Genomic DNA, 17,818 nt, shown 5'->3' with positions numbered 1-17,818 from the left:
GGATCGAGCATGACAGAGAACGCGCTTGCCCGCAGTCTTCGCCCGCGCCACATCGCAATGATTTCCATCGGCGGTGTGGTGGGTGCCGGATTTTTCATAGGATCTTCAACGCCGATTTCGGTGGCCGGACCTGGCGCTTTGCTCTCTTACGCCCTTGCGGGTCTGATGACGTTTCTGGTCAATGTGATGCTGCGCGATATCGCCTTGCAGGCGCCGGGACATGGGTCGTTTGTCAACCAGATCCGTCATGCGCTGGGTGGACATGCCGGCTTTATGACCGGGTGGACCTACTGGCTGGTCTGGGTCACGACGCTCGCCATAGAAATCATGGCAGCTGCCGCCTTGCTGGCTCCGCTCGCGCATCTCCCTTTCGGTCTAATGGAGGTGCTGATCCTTGGCACCATGACTGCGGCCAATCTTCTGGCCGTGCAGGCCTATGGCGAGCTGGAATACTGGTTTGCCATGCTCAAGATTGCGGCGATTGCCGTTTTCATCCTGATCGGACTCGGGGCCTTGCTGCAGGGGCAGGGGAGTATCTCGCATCCTGTCCTTGCCGGAGGGATCGTTCCACATGGCTGGATGGCCTTGCTGGCCGTCATTCCCGCCATCATTTTCTCGATGTCCGGAAGTGAGGTTGTGACGATTGCCGCGCTCGAATCCGATGCGCCTGACCGGAATATTGCGAAAGCGACCCGTGCCGTCGCGCTGCGTGTAGTCGGTTTTTACCTCTGTTCCGTTACGCTCATTCTCTGTCTTGTGCCATGGTCACAGGTCATTCCGGGGGAGTCTCCCTTCCTGCTGGTGCTGAACCGGCTGCATGTGCCCTTTGCCAGTGCTGCGATGGAGATCGTCATCATCTCGGCCATGCTTTCCACCCTTAATTCCGGGCTTTATGCGACGTCCCGGGTTTTGTTCGAACTGGCCGATGTCAATGATGCGCCCCGTCAATTCATGCATCTCGACCCACGCACACAGGCACCGCGTGTTGCCGTGCTGTTCAGTGCAGCGGCAGCCCTCGCGATTTCTGCGGTGGCTATTATTTCTCCCAATGCCGTTTTCGCTTTCTTGCTGAGTGCCACGGGCGCCCTGATTATCTTCCACAATGCGCTCATCGTGCTGACTCGCATGCGGCTGTGCGGCGTGGGAGTGACCCCCATACTCACGCTTGTTCTGCTGCTGGGCACGCTCGTTGCGATGGCGCTGGTTGCCCATACGCGACACGAGCTCGCCCTCAGCACGGTCACCATGCTGTTTATGGGGGGCGTTGCGTTGCTGCGCCAGCTTATCGGCAAGGCGCCAAGACGCGTCTGTTCGCTTTCCCGAACGGGACATTAGTTTCCGTTATTTCAACCTCAGGCTTCTTCGTTTTCAGGATCTTTTTCTCTCATGTCCCATGCTCTCGAATTTTATATTAACGGTCAGTGGGTCAAGCCGCATGGCGAGACACGGATCGATGTCATCAATCCGGCAACCGAAGAGGCATGCGGCAGATCGCTCTCGGTGACGAGGCCGATGTCGAGCGTGCCGTTTCGGCTGCGAAAGCCGCGTTTCCAGGCTGGTCCGTCTCGACGCGTGAGGAGCGACTTGCCCTGCTTGAGCGCATGTTGGTCATTTACAAGCGTCGCAGCGAGGATATGGCTCAGGCCATATCGCTCGAAATGGGCTCTCCCATTGCGCGTGCCCGCGACAGTCAGAGCTGGGCGGGTCTGGCCCATCTGGAGGAAATGATTGCCGTCCTGCGCAATTATTCCTTCGAGGGGCCAGTAGGCGATGTCTACATTACGCAGGAGGCCGTGGGCGTTTGCGGATTGATCACGCCATGGAACTGGCCGATGAACCAGATCATGTGCAAGGTCGCTCCGGCCCTGGCGGCTGGCTGCACCATGGTGCTCAAGCCAAGCGAGGTGGCTCCCCTTAGCGCTCTGGTCTTTACCGAAATCCTGCATGAAGCCGGTGTGCCGGAGGGCGTGTTCAATCTGGTCAATGGAGACGGGCCGGGTGTGGGTGCTACATTGGCGGCGCATCCCGACATCGCCATGATCTCGATTACCGGATCCACCAGAGCAGGTGCAGCGGTTGCGAAGCTTGCTGCCGATACGGTCAAGCGCGTGCATCAGGAGTTGGGTGGTAAATCTGCCAATATCATCCTGCCGGACGCTGATTTTGCCGACGCCGTGCAGCGAGGCGTGCGCGGTTGTCTGAGTAATTCCGGCCAGTCATGCGATGCCCCCACGCGTATGCTTGTGCCCCGGGCACGTATGGAAGACGCCATGACGCTCGCGGCCCAGACAGTCGCCACGCTGCGATTGGGCAATCCTGCCGATGAAGAGACCCAGCTCGGTCCGGTGGTCAGCGATGTGCAGTACGGGCGTATTCAGACGCTCATCCTCAAGGGGATTGAAGAAGGGGCAACGCTGGTTACCGGAGGGGCTGGCAAGCCCCAGGGACTGGAGACCGGTTATTACGTTCAGCCGACGATCTTCGGGCATGTCACGACAGACATGACCATTGCGCGCGAAGAGATCTTCGGCCCCGTTCTGTCGATCATCGCCTATGATGACGAGGATGAGGCAATCCGCATCGCCAATGACACGCCTTATGGCCTTGCCGCCTATGTGCAGTCCGGTGATCTCGGTCATGCGCGGGCGGTGGCGCGGCAACTGCGTGCGGGCAATGTGAACATCAACGGGGCCGCCTGGACCGTGGCAGCGCCTTTCGGGGGGTTCGGGCAATCGGGCAATGGGCGTGAGTGCTCCAAATGGGGATTGCATGACTTCCTCGAGATACGCGCTCTTATCGGTTATGGCAGCTGAGGCATCTTGATCAGGGGGCAGGCATGAATCCCAGTCTCTATGCCCGTCATGAGGCATCATTCACACTCGCGCCTCTGACAGGCAAGGCGCGGGCGCAGATCGTTGTGATCGGCGCTGGCCTGACCGGTCTTTCAGCCGCCCTGCATCTGGCTGAAGCCGGACGTGATGTGGTCGTTCTTGATGCTCATGAGCCGGGCTGGGGCGCCTCCGGGCGAAATGGAGGACAGATCAACCCGGGCCTCAAAACGACGCCGGATCAGGTTTTGGAGGATTTCGGTCCGGAGCGTGGAGCGGTGTTGGCACGCAGAGCCTGGGCCGCCCCCGATCTCGTTTTCGACCTGATATCCCGACACAACATTGCCTGCGATGCCGTGCGGAGCGGCACGATCAGAGCTGCCACGGTGGCCAGTCAGATGTCAGCGCTGTCGTCGCTTGCAATTCAATGCACCGCGCTTGGCAATGAGGCCGAACTCCTGACGCAGGAAGAGATTTCCCAGCGCAGCGGCACAGCTTTTTATCATGGCGGCATGATCGACCGTCGCGGGGGGCAGCTCGACCCGCTTGCGTATACGAGAGGTCTTGCCCTCGCTGCGATCAAGGCAGGGGCGAAGCTGCATGATCGTTCTGCCGTCTCGACACTCCGGCGCGACGGTGCGGGGTGGAGTGTCGTAACGCCTCATGGATCGATACAGGCGCAACAGGTCATTCTGGCGACCAATGGCTATTCCGGCCCGGTTCATGATCGCCTGCGCCGGTCGATTGTCCCTGTCTTCAGTGCCATCGCCGCGTCGGCACCCCTGCCACCGCCTTGGCGTGCACGAATACTTGCCCAGCGTGAATCGCTTTACGAGCTTGGCGAGATCACCACCTATTACCGTATCGATGCGGCAGGCCGTTTGCTGATGGGTGGGCGATCTGCCTCACGTAATCTGGAGGGACCGGAGGCGTTTCCCTATCTCATCGCGCGTGCGCGCCGTCTCTGGCCCGGACTGGACAAGCTGGAATGGGAGGCAGGCTGGAACGGTCAGCTGGCCCTGACCCTCGATCACTATCCCCATCTCCACCAACCCGAGCCCGGGTTATTGGCCTGTGTCGGCTATAACGGACGCGGCGTCGCGATGGCGACATTGATGGGACAGAACCTTGCCGAACTCGTGCAGGGCGGAGAGGCTCTGTTTCCCGAGACGCCAATCAAGCCGATCCCGTTCCATTTTGGCTGGAAGGCAGGGGTGGTTGCAGGCATTGCAAAAGGCCGGATCAATGACCGTCTCGGGTTGTAACGCTTTTGCTACTCTGCCGTCCGCCCATCGCTTCGGGTGTACTGACTCTGATAATCGTACTTTGGAGGCAGTAGTACAATCAGGTCATGTTGAGCGAAGCTGTCTGCATAAAATCCATCAGGCCTTTAAGCGTGAGATGCCGTCCGGGAAGGGGGAAGATGCGTCTGTCAGCGATTATCCGATCAGGACGCCGAAGGTTTCCAAATCCGGAAAACACGACAATCCCAATGCTTTATGTGGTGCGAACTATGGGACTCGAACCTCAATACTTCGGGTCGATCGCATCACTATCTCCAATGATTTGAGGTATTTCGCCTTCTGCGCGCTTCTTCCTGTTTCTTTCTATCTGCATTCTTGGACAAACAATCCGGGAAGGCAAGAGCTGATTTCGAAGGTGCTCCTGGCTTGTGATTGGCTCGTCATGATCGGATGGAGCGTTAGTAGAGTTCGGCCGGTGATGGCGGGGAGAATGAGCGATTGATAGCGCTTCTATCGATCATAAAATGTGCTTATGGTGATCGATAGGAAGCAGGGATATCGATCATGCATTGGAACTGGCAGCTTCAGGACTGGACATGTTTCCAGTTCGACAGGGCTCGTTTGGAAGAGGCTGAGAAGCGACTTTTGAAAGGATCGGGCGTCGTCGTCGGGTCCATGCAACATCTGGATAACGCGGCTACTCAGCATCTTGTCGTGCAACTGCTGTCACAAGAGATGGTGCAGAGCTCGGCTATTGAGGGCGAAGTGCTTGATCGTGCAAGTGTGCAATCATCGATAGCTCGACAACTGGGCTTTGCCGCGGACAGGCGTCGCTCCAGCCCCGCTGAAGCAGGCGCTGCGGAATTGATGACCGATCTCTATAGAAACTGTTCGACGCCTCTGACGGATCAGGGCCTGTTCGCCTGGCATGCCATGCTGATGAATGGCCGTCGCGATCTGGAGGTTATTGGTGGTTATCGCCAACATAAAGAAGCGATGCAGATTATCTCTGGTCCCGTGCATGCGCCGCATATCCATTTTGAAGCGCCACCTTCCGAGCGTGTGCCTGCGGAGATAGCCCGATTTGTCGATTGGTATAACGAGACAGCGCCGGGTGGTGCAGACCCGTTGCCTGCGTTGGAACGGGCCGGGATCGCTCATCTTTGGTTCGAGACCATTCATCCTTTTGAAGATGGGAATGGTCGCCTCGGTCGGGCTCTCGCTGAAAAGGCTTTGGCGCAAACTCTCGAAACCCCGGTAGTGACGGGGCTGGCCGCAACCATCAATGCTCATAAAAAAGCGTATTACGATGAGCTGCACCGGGCGAGTACATCCAATCACATCGAGAGCTGGATGGCATGGTTCGCAAGTATCGTTCTCGAGGCACAATCCCGGACAATTGCCACGATCAAATTCGTCGTGGAAAAGACGCGTTTTCTGGATGGTCTGAGAGGGCAGCTTAACCCTCGCCAGGAGAAAGCCGTGCTCCGGATGCTGGCTGAAGGAATAGACGGATTTCAGGGTGGTTTGAGCGCCCAGAACTATCGCGCAATTACAGGAGCAACGTCCGCCACAGCCACGCGCGATCTGGCGGAGCTGGTCGTGCTCGGGGCGTTCATCAGGACGGGAGAGAACCGCTATGCCCGTTATGCTCTTAAGCTCGATCACTATCTTCGAGCGAGCTGAGTGGTTTTGGGCGGCTGGGTTAACGAATTGTCGCCTTTTTTGGCTTCGAAATCGGTTCGTTTCGGTTATGTTGGGTGCATAGCGCGCTTTGGTCAAAGATCAGTTGCAAAACTCTGCGCTGGCGAAATGGAAAACACATTCGACAGACAATATAGGCCTCTCCCTGCGGGTTGCGATGTGCCGCGCATGCCTGAGTCCGTCGAACATAGAATCTCTGCGGATACGGTTTGTGTCATGACACCACTTATCACCTCGGGATGCCGCGCGATCTCTGAGTATGGGAATAGCTAACGCACTTTCCTACATCAGCGAATACTGGCCATATTCGTTGTTATAATCGCCTCAATGGCCAGCATGAGCTTGGTCAGCAGGCCTTTAAGGCGGGAGATCCTTTCACAGGATATGGAGCCGGTGGCTCGGTGAAGGGTGCAGCTTTTTCACTCTTCATCTCCTCTGCCAGTCGTTCTGCCTCCGCCTCGTGCAATTTCCTCAAAGCGACACGCGTCACGTATTTGGCTTTTTCGAGATTGCCGGTCAGCTTGCATTGCATAATCTCTGCCTGTGTGGCGCGAGGCAGTTTTGCTGGCGGCATCCAGATGGCCTTCAGCAGGTCCAGATCTCGCCTGGCCCTATCGCACTGGGCGACATGGCGTGCTTTCCAAGCGGCGATCTCCTCCTGCCTACGCCTGTCGGCCTCGCGGCAGAGCGTGACGAGCCATTCCCTACATGTGTCCCGTCTGACGATCTGCTGAAGCAGCTCACGGTTCTCTCTCCGTAGCCGCGCATTGGCCTCTTCGCGTTCTGTCGGCACAGGCAGACAAAGCGGCTCGGGTGGCGTGGCACGCAGGCCAAGATGCCAGAAGACGGTTTCCAGAAGATAGCGCAGGATCTCGGCCAGCATTTTTGAAAGCCGCTCGATTTCCTCGTCGAGATGGGAGAGACGTTTCTTCTTCGAGAGGACGAATACCCTCTCACGCAGAGCGTCACGCTCCTGTCGTGTTTCCTGCAGCTGTTTTCCGGTCTGCCAGAGCTGTTTGCGCGTGTCTTCTATCTGCGCAAACAGAGCCGCGCCTTGTTCATCTAACGAGCGCCGCGGGCCATACTCCATGGGCGGTCTGGCATTCATTATCGTGCGGTATGCCCTGGCTTCACGTTTCCACTGCCGGATGTAGTGAGCAAAGTTCGGTGGCAGTGCATCGATACGATCCAGCGAGACGATCCTCGGCTGTTTTGACGAGGGTTGTGACGGCCTTGTTTTCGTAGCCGCTTTGGCAAATGCTTCGGGGTCACGCGTCAGTTCCTCGAAGGGCGGCAGGAGCAGACCGCTCTGCTCTGCGTTACGTTCCATCGCGTCAGTCTTCAGAGCTGCACGCTCCAGGAGCGGTTTGACTGCTGCCCTGATATCCCCGCGTTTCGGTCTGGCAGCGTCATCCACCAGCATCTGGCGGAAATCCTTCATGCGTGTTTTCGTCAGGCGCGTGAAAGACCCGATCAGCACTCCATCGGATGTCTCAATGATATGAGCGTCCCTGCGCGTATCCTGCCGGTCTCCGGCGCGCATGACCCAGCCCCTTGTTTTCATCAGAGCGCGAAAACGATGCAGCTGATTATCCGACTGCTCCCAGAGGGAAGCGATAGCCTTCTTTGCTTCGGCAAGATCCAGACCCTGTCGCTCGGCCATACGACGTGATTGCGAGGTGTAAGCTGCGCGGGGAAGGGGCCGGAGAGCAGGTTCTGATGCGGCTGGAGAGAGTGGTGTGTCAGGAGATGCTGGAGCAGGTGCGGCGAGGTTTGCAGTATCGGCTGCTGGCCCCTGCAGGACTGCCTCAACGCGTTCCGCTTCTGCCGCCTTTCCCTCCTGACGCAGGGCTTTGACAATCGCCCGGTCATGCCGACCCGGCACCAGGTGATGCCCGAGACAGATCTCCTCGAGACGGGCACATTTCTCCAGACGCTGCCACGAGAAGCGCGAGCTGAGCACATGGTCGTCCTGCCATTCGGGCAGGAGCAGATGGCCATGGGTGCTGCCGTCCTTCTGATGCACGACGAGCGTCATGCGCTCCCTGTCCGCCTGCAGCTCATCGCACAGCCTGGCTGCAAAAGAGGCAAGGGCCTCGTCACTCATGGGCTCGGCAGGGTTGAAGGCGATATGACGCAGGCCATAGCGTATGCCCTCACGCCTTGCTTCCTTCATCCAGTCGGCCAGACAGCAGTCACTGCCATACAGAACGCGTATCGCCTCATTCCTCGCGCCCCGCAGAACATGGCGTGAAACGGCCTGATGGCCGCTGGTCGTCCGGATACGGGTTTCCTGCACAATCATGCGTCCCCCTTCGGAGTTCGAAGAGACCTAGTGCAGCGTCTTCCGCTGCCTGTTCGTTACACGCATGGATTTGAGCAGGACATCGACGCGGTCCTTTGTCGCTTCCAGTGCATCGAGAACATCCCCCGCCCGGACGGCGTCACCACAATGGGCAGAATGAGCCAGCTGGTTGAGGTTGTTGCCAATACGCCCGAGCTCGCCCCGCAGCTTGCGCAATGAGACGCCCACCGCCATCCCGTCATGACCGGTCAGGGCGGCCTCTTTCAGCAGGGAGCGTACCCAGAGGGCTGTGGTCCCATGACCCAGAAGACGCGCTGTACCGGCCCACGCAGCGAGCTCGTCAGGCGAGGCACGAACCGACAGGCGGGACGAGCGGGCAGGGCGGGACTGGCCGGAGACGGGAGGCGTCACGGGCAAAGGGACATGCGGCGAAGCAGACATGGGATGCGCTTTCCATCAAGGGGGTCAACGGGGGCGACAGCCCCTTGCCAGCTGCTTCGTGCACCCAACGGGTAGCCACGAAGCACTGCTGGCTCAGGGGAGCCAACCGATGACCTCATGATAGAACAGGACAGGAACAGATGCCGGATGGAGCAGGCGGCTTCTGACAAACACCGTGCATAATGAGAGGAATTTTCTGCTTCAAGTCTGAGAAGAAACCGCTCTCTTGCTGTCCGTTGCCTCCGGTATTCCGAAGGGCTTTCTTCAGTTTTCCCCGGTCTCCTGTGGCGCAGTCTCAGCGGCATCGGCGGCGGCGGCAGTCTTCGGTTCCTCGACGGCCTTCAGTCTCACACCGGGGCCGAACTGCGCATCCGCCGGGATGAACACCGCTCCGGAGGCTTCCAGCGTTTCACGCATGGCCCGCAGCGTGCGGATATGGGGTGTGCGGGCATTGGTCTCGAAATCGGCCACGGTGCGATGCGCCATCTCGGCCATTCTGGCCAGGTCACGCTGCGAAAGACCCAGCATGGCGCGGGCGGCACGGCATTGCGAAGCAACAAGCGTCATGGAGGGCTCCTGAAAGGTGAGGGCAGGGAGATTGATGCTGATACTGCCTCATATGCGCCGCTTTCAAAAGGCGTGCCGACGGTTTTCTGAAAAAAGACCGGTGTTTTTCGTGGTTTAGTACCCAAGAGGGGAAATAAAGAGTCCAAACAAGATTGTAGGGAGTCCAAATATGATTTGGAGTCCAAATATGTTGACTATGATGTGGGAGCGCCGCTATCTGTGGTCTCGAGAAGGAGAACGCAGTCATGGCGCGTTACGGATATGCCCGTGTGTCGACCGATACGCAGAGTGTCGATGCCCAGCTTCCCGCTCTCGAAGGCGAGAAGCTGGACATGATTTTCGTCGAGACCGTGTCAGGTGCCGTGCCTGCCAGAGAGCGTCCCGTCCTCGCCTCGCTGCTGGACCGGCTCCAGCCTGACGACAGTCTTGTCGTAGTGCGTCTCGACAGGCTCGGGCGCGATGCAATCGATATGCTGCAGCTCGTCTCCGCGCTGGATGAGCGCAACGTCAGAGTGCGTATCCTCTCGCTGGGCATCGAGACGGGCACGGCCAATGGTCGCCTGTTCCTCACTATCCTGATGGCGATAGCGGAGTTTGAACGCGAGCTCATTCGCGAACGTACCCGTGCAGGGATTGCGGCAGCGCGGGCAGCGGGGCGTCGTATAGGACGGCCCCGTGCCCTGACATCGGCGCAGACCCGGCATGTGAGGGCATTGGCGGCACAGGGACTGTCTATCCGGGACATCGCGTCCGTCATGAATGTCGGGCGCGCCACTGTGCATCGAGCGCTGCAGGGCGAGGCTGGACCGCTGCAGGTCGGGCAATCCTCCAGCGCCGCTGCCTGAGCCTGACGCCGGAGGAGCGTTACCTCAGTGACGGGGCCTTTGCATCAGCGTGAAACCCGCCAGCCCGCAGGTGGCGACGAGCGCAATCCAGTAGCCGCTATTCCATGAGGTGGCATCAATCAGCGCGGTCGCCTGTTTCTGCACCATGGCCTGCAAATCATGTTGCATGGCGGCATTACCGCCAAAACCGCCAAGAAGCTGACCCGTGCTCTGGGCTGCCTCGGCTGCAAGATGACGCAGCCGCGCATGTACGACCAGAGGCAGGGCCAATAGCAGGAGCAGCGGCAGGATATTGAGCAGACGCGCCCGGGCAAATCGGAGCCATGGTGTCACCCAGGGCAGGAACGTGATGACACAGCCGAGCAAGCGCCAGAAGTCGAACGTCACCGTGATGTCCGCGCCTCCCGTCTGCACGCCGAGCAGCTGGTTCAGTGTGTAATCTAGCTTCATGCCCAGCATGGTATTGCCTGCATCGAGCGTCCATCCCGGCAGAGCGTAGAACCCAAGCAGCAAGGCACCAGACATGACCATGCCGGGCAGGGTCATGCGGTCTTTCTGTTGATGCAGATAAGGCAGCATCACGGTCCCTACTGAGCCACCATTGCTGCGCAGGGTCTGACCGAATGCGCTCAGCGTTTCATTGGCCAGGACATCGCGCCCCAGAACATGGATGGACGCGATGCGTCCTTCCGGTGTCAGGGTAAAGCTGACTTTCTGGTTCAGGGCCGGGGCTGCCGGTCCCTGCCAGATGCCGGAGAGCGTAAACTCATGTTGTTTTCCGTCAGACACGAGGAGGCCCGGCTGGGCGTCGGGAATACGGATGATTGTGCCGCGATTGGCATCATCGGCATTTACAGTGCCGGGCAAGGAGGAGGGATGGTTCATCGGTCTGTCCTCACAGGGCGGGCTTCGCGCTGGCATGCGCGAGCTTGGCCTCGATGGCTGTATTGAGCTGCCGGATGATCTCGGCTGTGATCGCCTGTTCGGCACCAATATCCTCGGTCGTGATGCTCAGGCTGCGTACGGCGGAGGGATTTTGCGGGACGATGCTGACAGCAATGCGCAGCCAGGCCTGGGTGATGGCAGCACGCGGGCTGACGAGGGCGAAGGATCAATCCCGGTGCCATCCGCTTTCTCAATGACGTTGCCGCTTTTGAGCACGTAGAGTGCGGTGGCGGCACTCCCGCCTGATAGCGGGGGCAGATGCGCCGTGTAGTGCGTGGTGAGTTCGGCCTTGAGGGCATCGTATCCGGGCGCATTGAGGGGCGGATAGGAGACACTGCGCTCGATGCGGGTCACCACGCCGCCCATGACCGGTGGGGCGAGGGTGACATCAATCCTGTCGTTCTCGCGCTGGCAGCCCAGCGATGCCGGATAGGGCTGGCTCTCGATATCCACCCCCTTATGCGATGTGCGCAGCGTCTCGGTTCGCAGGCTCGGTTCTGTCTGACAGTATTGGCGCAGAACGGTAGTGGCTTCGGGGGCGGACATGCCAAGCGACAATCCGAGTATGGAAGCCTGACCAAGCGCATTGCTCATTCTGGAATAGGTGAGCTTCTGCGTCAGTGCGACGCCGCCATTATCCTGTGTCGCAGGAGCGGTCGGGGGTTCCGTGACGTGTCCTTGGCCAAGCGCATTGGCTGCATTGACCATGTTGCGGCGGAAAGCCTCCATATCCTGGGCCTGAGCGAGCGGCGCTGATGCCGCAGACAGCAAGAGGCAGGCGATGACGCGTTTCATGGTTTCCCCCGGAGTGATGTGACGCAGGCCATCACAGGGCCGGAGCAGGGGGCAGTCAGAGCCTCCCCAAAAGCCACGACAGGGCAATAACGGGGTTGTAGGTGAGCGGAAGCCCGACCTTGCAAAACCCCTGCCCTAACTGACTTTCTGGCGGCTCGACCGTATCCTGACCGGTTGTGATGACCGGTTCACAATCCGTCGGTTTCGGGACGGCAAGGCATCGGGTCGTGCGTCCTGTTTCCAAACCGTGTTCCGAAACAACCGAAGGGATTTTCATGACACGGTATGGCTATGCACGCGTCTCGACCGATGATCAGACGCATGATCCGCAGCTTCTGGCACTCGAGCGGGAAGGGGTGAGGGAGATCGTGCTCGACACGGTTTCCGGCGGGGTTCCGGCTGCGTCACGACCGGGTCTGTCAGGGCTGCTGGCGAAGCTGCAGCCGGGCGACAGTCTCGTTGCAGCACGTCTCGACCGGCTGGGGCGGACCATGCTCGACGTGATGGGGCTGGTGGGCACTCTCGTGGAACGTCACGTGCGGGTGAGGCTTCTCGATGTCGGGATCGAGACCGGCACGGCAAACGGGCAGCTCTTTCTGACCATCCTTGCCGGGTTTGCCGAGTTCGAGCGGGAAATCATCCGGGAGCGAACGCGGGCCGGGCTGGAGGCGGCACGACGTAGCGGGTCACGGCTGGGGCGGCCTGCGCGGCTGACCGAGAGGCAGCGTCGGCACGCGGTTGAACTGCACAAGGCTGGAAAATCTCTGCACGAAATTGCGCAGATCATGGCTGTCTCGAAAACCACCATCTGGCGCGCAGTTTCTTGCGGAAGAGAGCGTTCCGGAAACGGAGGTTCCGGGACGGATGACCGGGCCGCACGGTCGGGCCGATTGACACCGACACAATATTGACCGGTTCCGGGACAGGAAACGTAGTGAAGGGCGGTAGGTTTGGTGCGCGAGGTCCGGCAAGGGGGGGGAACTGATGGTTCGCTTCCGGTTCCTATGATTGATTAGCGGACATCGCTAATCAATCGCCTGTGCCTCTAGCGCGATATTGGTTACTTGAGATCCTCAAAATCCCCGAGGAATTCCGACCCTGGTTTGATTCCCGATATCCAGAGCGCATCTCGGGCGCGCGTGCACGCGACGTAGAGGAGATGGCGCTCAGTAGCGTAAACTTCTTCGAGTTCACCTTCATCTGCAACTTGTTCAATTCGCGATTGAAGCGGGATAATCTCGTCGTCACACGCCATAACCACGACAACCCGGAATTCCAGTCCTTTTGCCAGGTGCATCGGTAATATGGAAACGGAACCGGGCGTGAGGACGAGCGTGTCGTCCAATACTGTCGCCGTTATTCTGGCTGCACGAACGGCAGCCTTCGCCCGGTTGATCTCGGATCGGGAGCGAACAAGAACAGCGATCTCCTCCGGCGGACAGCCTTCCTCCATGCGCTCGGCAATCCAGCGTCCCGCCCCGGCCTCTTCTGTCTTAGCCTCATCAAACAAGGCAACAATCGGCGTTGGGCCATCGAACAGAGAGACCGTCTCGGCCCGTTCGTCCGCAATACCGTCAGCATCCGAGACGGATCGGGAGAGGAGTCGGTCTGCGTGCGTCCGGATCTGATGCGAGGTGCGATAGTTTATCTTCAAGGTGGACGACCGGCCGCGAACGTCTATTCCCATTACCTTCCATGAAAAAGGCTGCTGGAATATCCGCTGACCAAGATCGCCCGCAAAGAACAGACCGTTTTTTTTTCTACCAGCAAGGGCGGACAGGAAACGCGCTTGGGCGATATCCAGGTCCTGCGCCTCGTCCACGATGACAAAACCATAAGGAGGCGCCAGTCGTCCTTCCTGCAAGGCGTCGGTCAGAGCCAGAAACACATCTGCCATGGTCATCAGACCGTCTTGGGCAAGTGACTTCCGGAGCGCTTCAAAACACGTCCAGAGAGATGCGCGCTGCTTTTCACCCAAGCGTGCCTTGCGTCCCAAGCGTGATGCTGTGCGATAGGTCTCCCAATCACGGATCTGGCGCGCATCTACGACGTCACTCCATTCCCCGAACAGAAAGGAAAGCGAAAACCGGCTGTCTGCCGCATCATTTGCGATTTGTGTCAGCCGTTCCTGAATATCGGATGAGGAAGCTATGAGCGGCTTTTTCCCCGACAGGTCGTGTAAAGCCCCAGCCCCGTTTGCGTCAGACAACTTACGTCAATCCGGGAGGCGAGCGAGCTGTCGTCCGAAACTAACAGTGACACTCTTGTCGCCAGCGCACGTGCCAACGGACCGGAAAAGGTTGTGAGCAGGACGCGTTCGTTTGGCTGAGTTCGTGCCAGATGCACAGCGCGATGTAGAGCAACGATCGTCTTTCCCGTTCCGGCGGAACCCATTACCCGTGCAGGCCCAGAGAATGACCGCTCCACCAGTGCCTGCTGTGCAGGGTGAAGGAAAATGGCCCATTTGTCCCATGGATAATCCAACGCACGGCGCAGTTCCTCCACGCCATGCAGCACGCGGAAACGACGCTGAGCATCGGGATGGGCGAAGCCCTGAACTCCTCTCTCGATCCGTGCCGGAGTTGGTTTGTCCCCTATTGCCAACGCCATCAATGCCTCTGCCGCTTCACCAGGTAAGTGAGGAAGCAGATCGAGCAACGCATCTTCGTCGGTGACGGCGAAAACATCTGCTAGCCAATCCGCTGGTACTCCGAAGGAAAGCAGTTCCGCCTCGGTGCGTCCTGCGAACAGTCGCTTCTCTCGAAGCACCGGAACTGGCAATTCTTCAACCCGTTCGCGGATTTCCACCATCTGCATCGCGCCGGTCGCGGGATGAACCTCAATCCGCCGTCTCTCGGCCCAGCGATAGGCGTCATCGTGATGGTCCACCCAGACGAGCATCAAACTGCCTGCCATACGATGAACGATCAGGCGTATATCCCTGTTGACGCGTACGGACCAGAAATGCGGATCTTTCGCGTGGTCGATGCGGTGGAAGCTCAGTCCCTTGCCGGTAGGGTTCAGTTGTAGATCCAGCGCCGTGATCTTCGCCGCCTTCTGCTCCTGCCCCGAGAGCCGAGCGAGGCTCGCGGTAAAAGTGTCGGCAATGCGAAACTCGGTCATGAGATATCAAACACCTTCATCACCTCATCGCCAAACTGGTTGATGACCTTAACGGCAATCCGTCCGGTCTCGGGCTTCGGGAACGGACGCGAGACCTCACTGTTCAGGCTTGTCCAGGCTTCTTCGTCGATTTCCGCTTTCAGTGTCGTCTTCAGCGCCTTGTAAGGATCGTTTGCGCCGAGGAAGTAAGCATGACGTACGAAAAAGCTTTCCTCGTTATAATCCGTATCGATCATCCAAAGGGCGATATCCTCGGGCCCACCCGACACAACCTCACCCGTCGAAGGCTTGAACACGTCCACACCATGAATGCGGACACGCACTTCTTCATCTTCCGTTCGTTCAATGCCAATATCCGGCTCACCAAATACGACGAACAGGTTGCCGCTTGATTTCAGGTCCGTCTGCATATGCAGGTCCGGGTTCATCCGCGCGCGCAAGACCTTCAACCGCCCAAGGCTATTGAACTCGGACGCATTGGCTTCGTAAGCAAAAGCACAGGAGATCAGCACATCAAACCCGGCATCTCCGGCCTCACGGGCCGCTGCGGTCAAGTCAGGCTTTGTTAACGTTCCAAATTCCGGACCAATCAAAATACCCGCCCGTCGCTCAGTCTCGCCCTCCATGAAGCGGCCTTCAGCACACAGCATCTTGCCCGGCCAGACATTGAGCGACGTGAAGGTAATCCGCTCACGCTTGTCGCCCTGCTGCACGCCAGCTTCACGCAAGGTCGTAAGGATCATGGTGACGAAATCACGTACGGATGGATCGCGCGAGGGCGCCGTTGGCTTGCCGGGATCGAAAAATTGATCGTCCGTGCCAACTGCCAGCATCCGGTGAGGCGAGAGAGACTCAACTGTAAACGGTCCGCTCACACGCACCTTCGAACGGTCTTCATAAGGTTTGTCGTGAAGATACTCGGTATCTGCCTTGGCTGCGATGGAGGCGTCGATTTCTTTCTGACGGGCAATGCGCAGCCCCCACCATGCTTCGTGCGTTTTCCGCGCAGCTTCGGGCCAGTCCGTGTCCGCCTTGCGCGGAATCTCCCACTCTTCCCAATGCTGGCCAAGTGTTTTGTTAAGTTCCGCCCGCAGAGGCTCCAGTCGCGTCCGGAAATCCTCCCAGATAACGTCGATTTCGGCATTATTTGCTATGGATTTCAGCGTGATATGCGGCACGCGCTCATAAACAAAGCCGTGCTTGATGTTGCCGTGCGTCAGATATGACTTCGGAACGGACCGCATGATTTCCGCCTCCTTACGCTGTCCTTCCGAACTGTCGGCAAGAAGATAATAAGGATAGCGCGCACCCATCAGACGCGAGCGGGCCAGAGCAAGTGCTACGCGAGAGGTATCGATAGTGATCCAGCGTCGACCCCATTGTTCGGCGACATACGCCGTAGAGCCTGAACCGCAGGTCGGATCCATGACGAGATCGCCAGGATCTGAGGCCATCAGAATACAGCGTTGAATCACTTTTGTAGACGTTTGGACAACGTATACTTTAGCATCTGTGAAACTACCTGTCCCTGTGTCTGTCCAGATATTACTACGTGGAACAACCGGGTAATCATCGAAAAATCTAACAAACCCTATTGAGGAGGCTCTTTTTTCGACTCTATTGGCGCGAACAAGGCGATCCATACTGGGTCGGGGGGTAGCCACTGACGCACTCCTGATTTGAATTTTTGTCCTTGAAAATCATAATCATAAAGAGTTGTTGAGGCATTAGTCTGTGAGGTTAATGGTTTTACAGCATAAATTCGACCATCCATACTTCCAACTCGTTGTGAATTATGTCGGTATCCGGAAATGTCTTGAATAAATTTATATTCAAACGAAAAATCAGAAAATATTTTCTTATCGTATTGTGGTCTATATTTTAAATTATCAATTTTTTTTGCATACCATAAAATATAATCGGATACATTATCCAAGTACTTCATGCTGGCACTAGATGTCTTTTCCAAAACTATTTCAGCAACGAAATTCTCCTCCCCAAATACCTCGTCCATCACTGCCCGCACGCGATGCACATTCTCATCGCCGATCTGAACGAAAATACTTCCACTCTCGGCGAGTAAGTCTCGCGCAACAGTCAGACGATCACGCAGATAGGCGAGATAAGAATGAATCCCATCTCGCCAGGTATCGCGAAACGCCTTGACCTGCTCCGGCTCTCGCGTCACCTGATCCGGCTTGCCGTCCTTCACATCACGCGACGTCGTGCTCCATTGAAAGTTCGAGTTGAATTTAATGCCATAAGGCGGATCAAAATAGATGCACTGCACCTTACCGCGCAGACCTTCGCGCTCGGCGAGACTGGCCATCACCTGTAGGCTGTCACCAAGAATTATACGGTTAGACCAGTGTTGATCGTGACGGTAGAATTCTGTTTTTGCCTGACTGTCCGGCAGGCCGTTAAAATCGCCGAACAGATCGGGTGCGTCGTCCTCGACCCGTGCACGGCTCTGGCGTTTGAGGTCTTCGATCAGCGCCTGCGGATGGACTTTCTCCTGAATATACAGGGGCGGCGCAGACACACTGAGGGCCGCACGATCCTGTTCATCTTTCCCGCGCCAGACAAGTTGCGGGTCGAGGTCAGGGTTGCGAGGATAGAGCAGCGTCTTAGGCTTGCGGTCCTCCGCTTCCATAATGGATTCAAACTCGGCGGTCGGGATGTTCCGCCGTGTAGCTTCATTGTGAAGATAGCTGCTTATGGCAGGCGTTTTTGTTTTTGCCCCTTTTGTCGCGGGCTTTGCCTTTGCTTGAGGCATCGCAGCCGTATTTTGGGACGCGGCTTTCGGTGCTTCGACGACAGAGGCTCCGGCAAGACGCACAGAGCCACCCCGTCCACGTCCGCTCGCAATTGTTCCGTTAGCAAGCAGTGCGTCTCTGACGTCTCTATAGTTACTCTCGTCCCAGCCCAGTCTTTCGCGCAGGGTGCCATTACCGGCTGATCCACCTTCAGCACGAAGGGCTTCAAGAAATTCGTTTTTCCGTGTGTCGGTCATCGTCTTGC

At 58.0% G+C, this 17,818-nt stretch carries 15 protein-coding genes and 1 pseudogene; 6 read left to right on the top strand and 10 right to left on the bottom strand.

What is annotated here, in order from left to right:
* Positions 1–9 precede the first annotated feature (9 nt).
* The 4 genes and pseudogenes from JCM15831_RS10800 (at position 10) to JCM15831_RS10780 (ending at position 5,758) form a co-directional block, all read left to right on the top strand.
* Entirely contained in the window at positions 10–1,335 is a 1,326-nt protein-coding gene (locus JCM15831_RS10800; protein ID WP_025824276.1) for an amino acid permease, read from the top strand.
* Positions 1,336–1,386: 51 nt separating this feature from the next.
* Positions 1,387–2,813, top strand: a pseudogene (locus tag JCM15831_RS18405) (aldehyde dehydrogenase family protein).
* Between the two features lie 23 nt (positions 2,814–2,836).
* Positions 2,837–4,093: an NAD(P)/FAD-dependent oxidoreductase gene (locus JCM15831_RS10790; protein WP_025824275.1), complete on the top strand. Its 1,257-nt coding sequence runs from the start codon at positions 2,837–2,839 to the stop codon at positions 4,091–4,093.
* Positions 4,094–4,636: 543 nt separating this feature from the next.
* Entirely contained in the window at positions 4,637–5,758 is a 1,122-nt protein-coding gene (locus JCM15831_RS10780; protein ID WP_025824274.1) for a Fic family protein, read from the top strand.
* A gap of 364 nt (positions 5,759–6,122) precedes the next feature.
* Here JCM15831_RS10780 and JCM15831_RS22805 read toward each other — a convergent pair whose 3' ends face one another.
* From JCM15831_RS22805 to JCM15831_RS18390, 3 genes are all read right to left on the bottom strand, one after another.
* Positions 6,123–8,081, bottom strand: coding sequence for a hypothetical protein (locus JCM15831_RS22805; RefSeq protein WP_025824273.1), 1,959 nt, complete (start codon positions 8,079–8,081; stop codon positions 6,123–6,125).
* A gap of 27 nt (positions 8,082–8,108) precedes the next feature.
* Entirely contained in the window at positions 8,109–8,522 is a 414-nt protein-coding gene (locus JCM15831_RS18395; RefSeq protein ID WP_025824272.1) for a MobC family plasmid mobilization relaxosome protein, read from the bottom strand.
* Between the two features lie 264 nt (positions 8,523–8,786).
* Positions 8,787–9,089, bottom strand: a complete 303-nt coding sequence (locus JCM15831_RS18390; RefSeq protein ID WP_025824271.1) for a helix-turn-helix domain-containing protein — start codon at positions 9,087–9,089, stop codon at positions 8,787–8,789.
* Positions 9,090–9,334: 245 nt separating this feature from the next.
* On the opposite strand from JCM15831_RS18390, the gene JCM15831_RS10760 reads away from it, so the two are divergent.
* Complete coding sequence (locus tag JCM15831_RS10760; RefSeq protein ID WP_025824270.1) at positions 9,335–9,934, top strand: recombinase family protein; 600 nt, start codon at positions 9,335–9,337, stop codon at positions 9,932–9,934.
* Between the two features lie 24 nt (positions 9,935–9,958).
* Here JCM15831_RS10760 and JCM15831_RS10755 read toward each other — a convergent pair whose 3' ends face one another.
* The 3 genes from JCM15831_RS10755 to JCM15831_RS21550 form a co-directional block, all read right to left on the bottom strand.
* Positions 9,959–10,819 carry a hypothetical protein gene (locus tag JCM15831_RS10755; protein ID WP_025824269.1) on the bottom strand — a complete coding sequence of 287 codons (861 nt, stop codon included), beginning with the start codon at positions 10,817–10,819 and terminating at the stop codon, positions 9,959–9,961.
* A gap of 126 nt (positions 10,820–10,945) precedes the next feature.
* Positions 10,946–11,674 carry a hypothetical protein gene (locus tag JCM15831_RS10750; protein ID WP_025824268.1) on the bottom strand — a complete coding sequence of 243 codons (729 nt, stop codon included), beginning with the start codon at positions 11,672–11,674 and terminating at the stop codon, positions 10,946–10,948.
* A gap of 55 nt (positions 11,675–11,729) precedes the next feature.
* Entirely contained in the window at positions 11,730–11,951 is a 222-nt protein-coding gene (locus JCM15831_RS21550) for a hypothetical protein (protein WP_232228133.1), read from the bottom strand.
* On the opposite strand from JCM15831_RS21550, the gene JCM15831_RS10745 reads away from it, so the two are divergent.
* Positions 11,950–12,585, top strand: coding sequence for a recombinase family protein (locus JCM15831_RS10745; protein WP_025824267.1), 636 nt, complete (start codon positions 11,950–11,952; stop codon positions 12,583–12,585). The two genes, JCM15831_RS21550 and JCM15831_RS10745, sit on opposite strands and share 2 nt — an antisense overlap.
* A gap of 149 nt (positions 12,586–12,734) precedes the next feature.
* On the opposite strand, the gene JCM15831_RS22800 is transcribed toward JCM15831_RS10745, so the two are convergent.
* Genes JCM15831_RS22800 through JCM15831_RS22785 form a run of 4 tightly spaced genes read right to left on the bottom strand, consistent with a single transcriptional unit; the run spans position 12,735 to position 17,810 of the window.
* A complete protein-coding gene (locus JCM15831_RS22800) occupies positions 12,735–13,883 on the bottom strand; it encodes a 3'-5' exonuclease (protein ID WP_232228132.1) in 1,149 nt (382 codons plus the stop codon).
* Positions 13,823–14,797, bottom strand: a complete 975-nt coding sequence (locus JCM15831_RS22795) for a UvrD-helicase domain-containing protein (RefSeq protein WP_232228131.1) — start codon at positions 14,795–14,797, stop codon at positions 13,823–13,825. Before JCM15831_RS22795 ends, JCM15831_RS22800 begins: the two co-directional genes overlap by 61 nt.
* Complete coding sequence (locus tag JCM15831_RS22790) at positions 14,794–16,440, bottom strand: DNA methyltransferase (protein WP_232228143.1); 1,647 nt, start codon at positions 16,438–16,440, stop codon at positions 14,794–14,796. The genes JCM15831_RS22795 and JCM15831_RS22790 overlap by 4 nt, the downstream gene beginning before the upstream one ends.
* Entirely contained in the window at positions 16,389–17,810 is a 1,422-nt protein-coding gene (locus JCM15831_RS22785; protein ID WP_232228130.1) for a DNA methyltransferase, read from the bottom strand. The genes JCM15831_RS22790 and JCM15831_RS22785 overlap by 52 nt, the downstream gene beginning before the upstream one ends.
* Between the last annotated feature and the right edge of the window lie 8 nt (positions 17,811–17,818).

The sequence above is a fragment of the Asaia astilbis JCM 15831 genome (assembly GCF_000613845.1).
Lineage (GTDB): Bacteria > Pseudomonadota > Alphaproteobacteria > Acetobacterales > Acetobacteraceae > Asaia > Asaia astilbis.
This window is presented reverse-complemented; position numbering and strand designations above follow the sequence as displayed.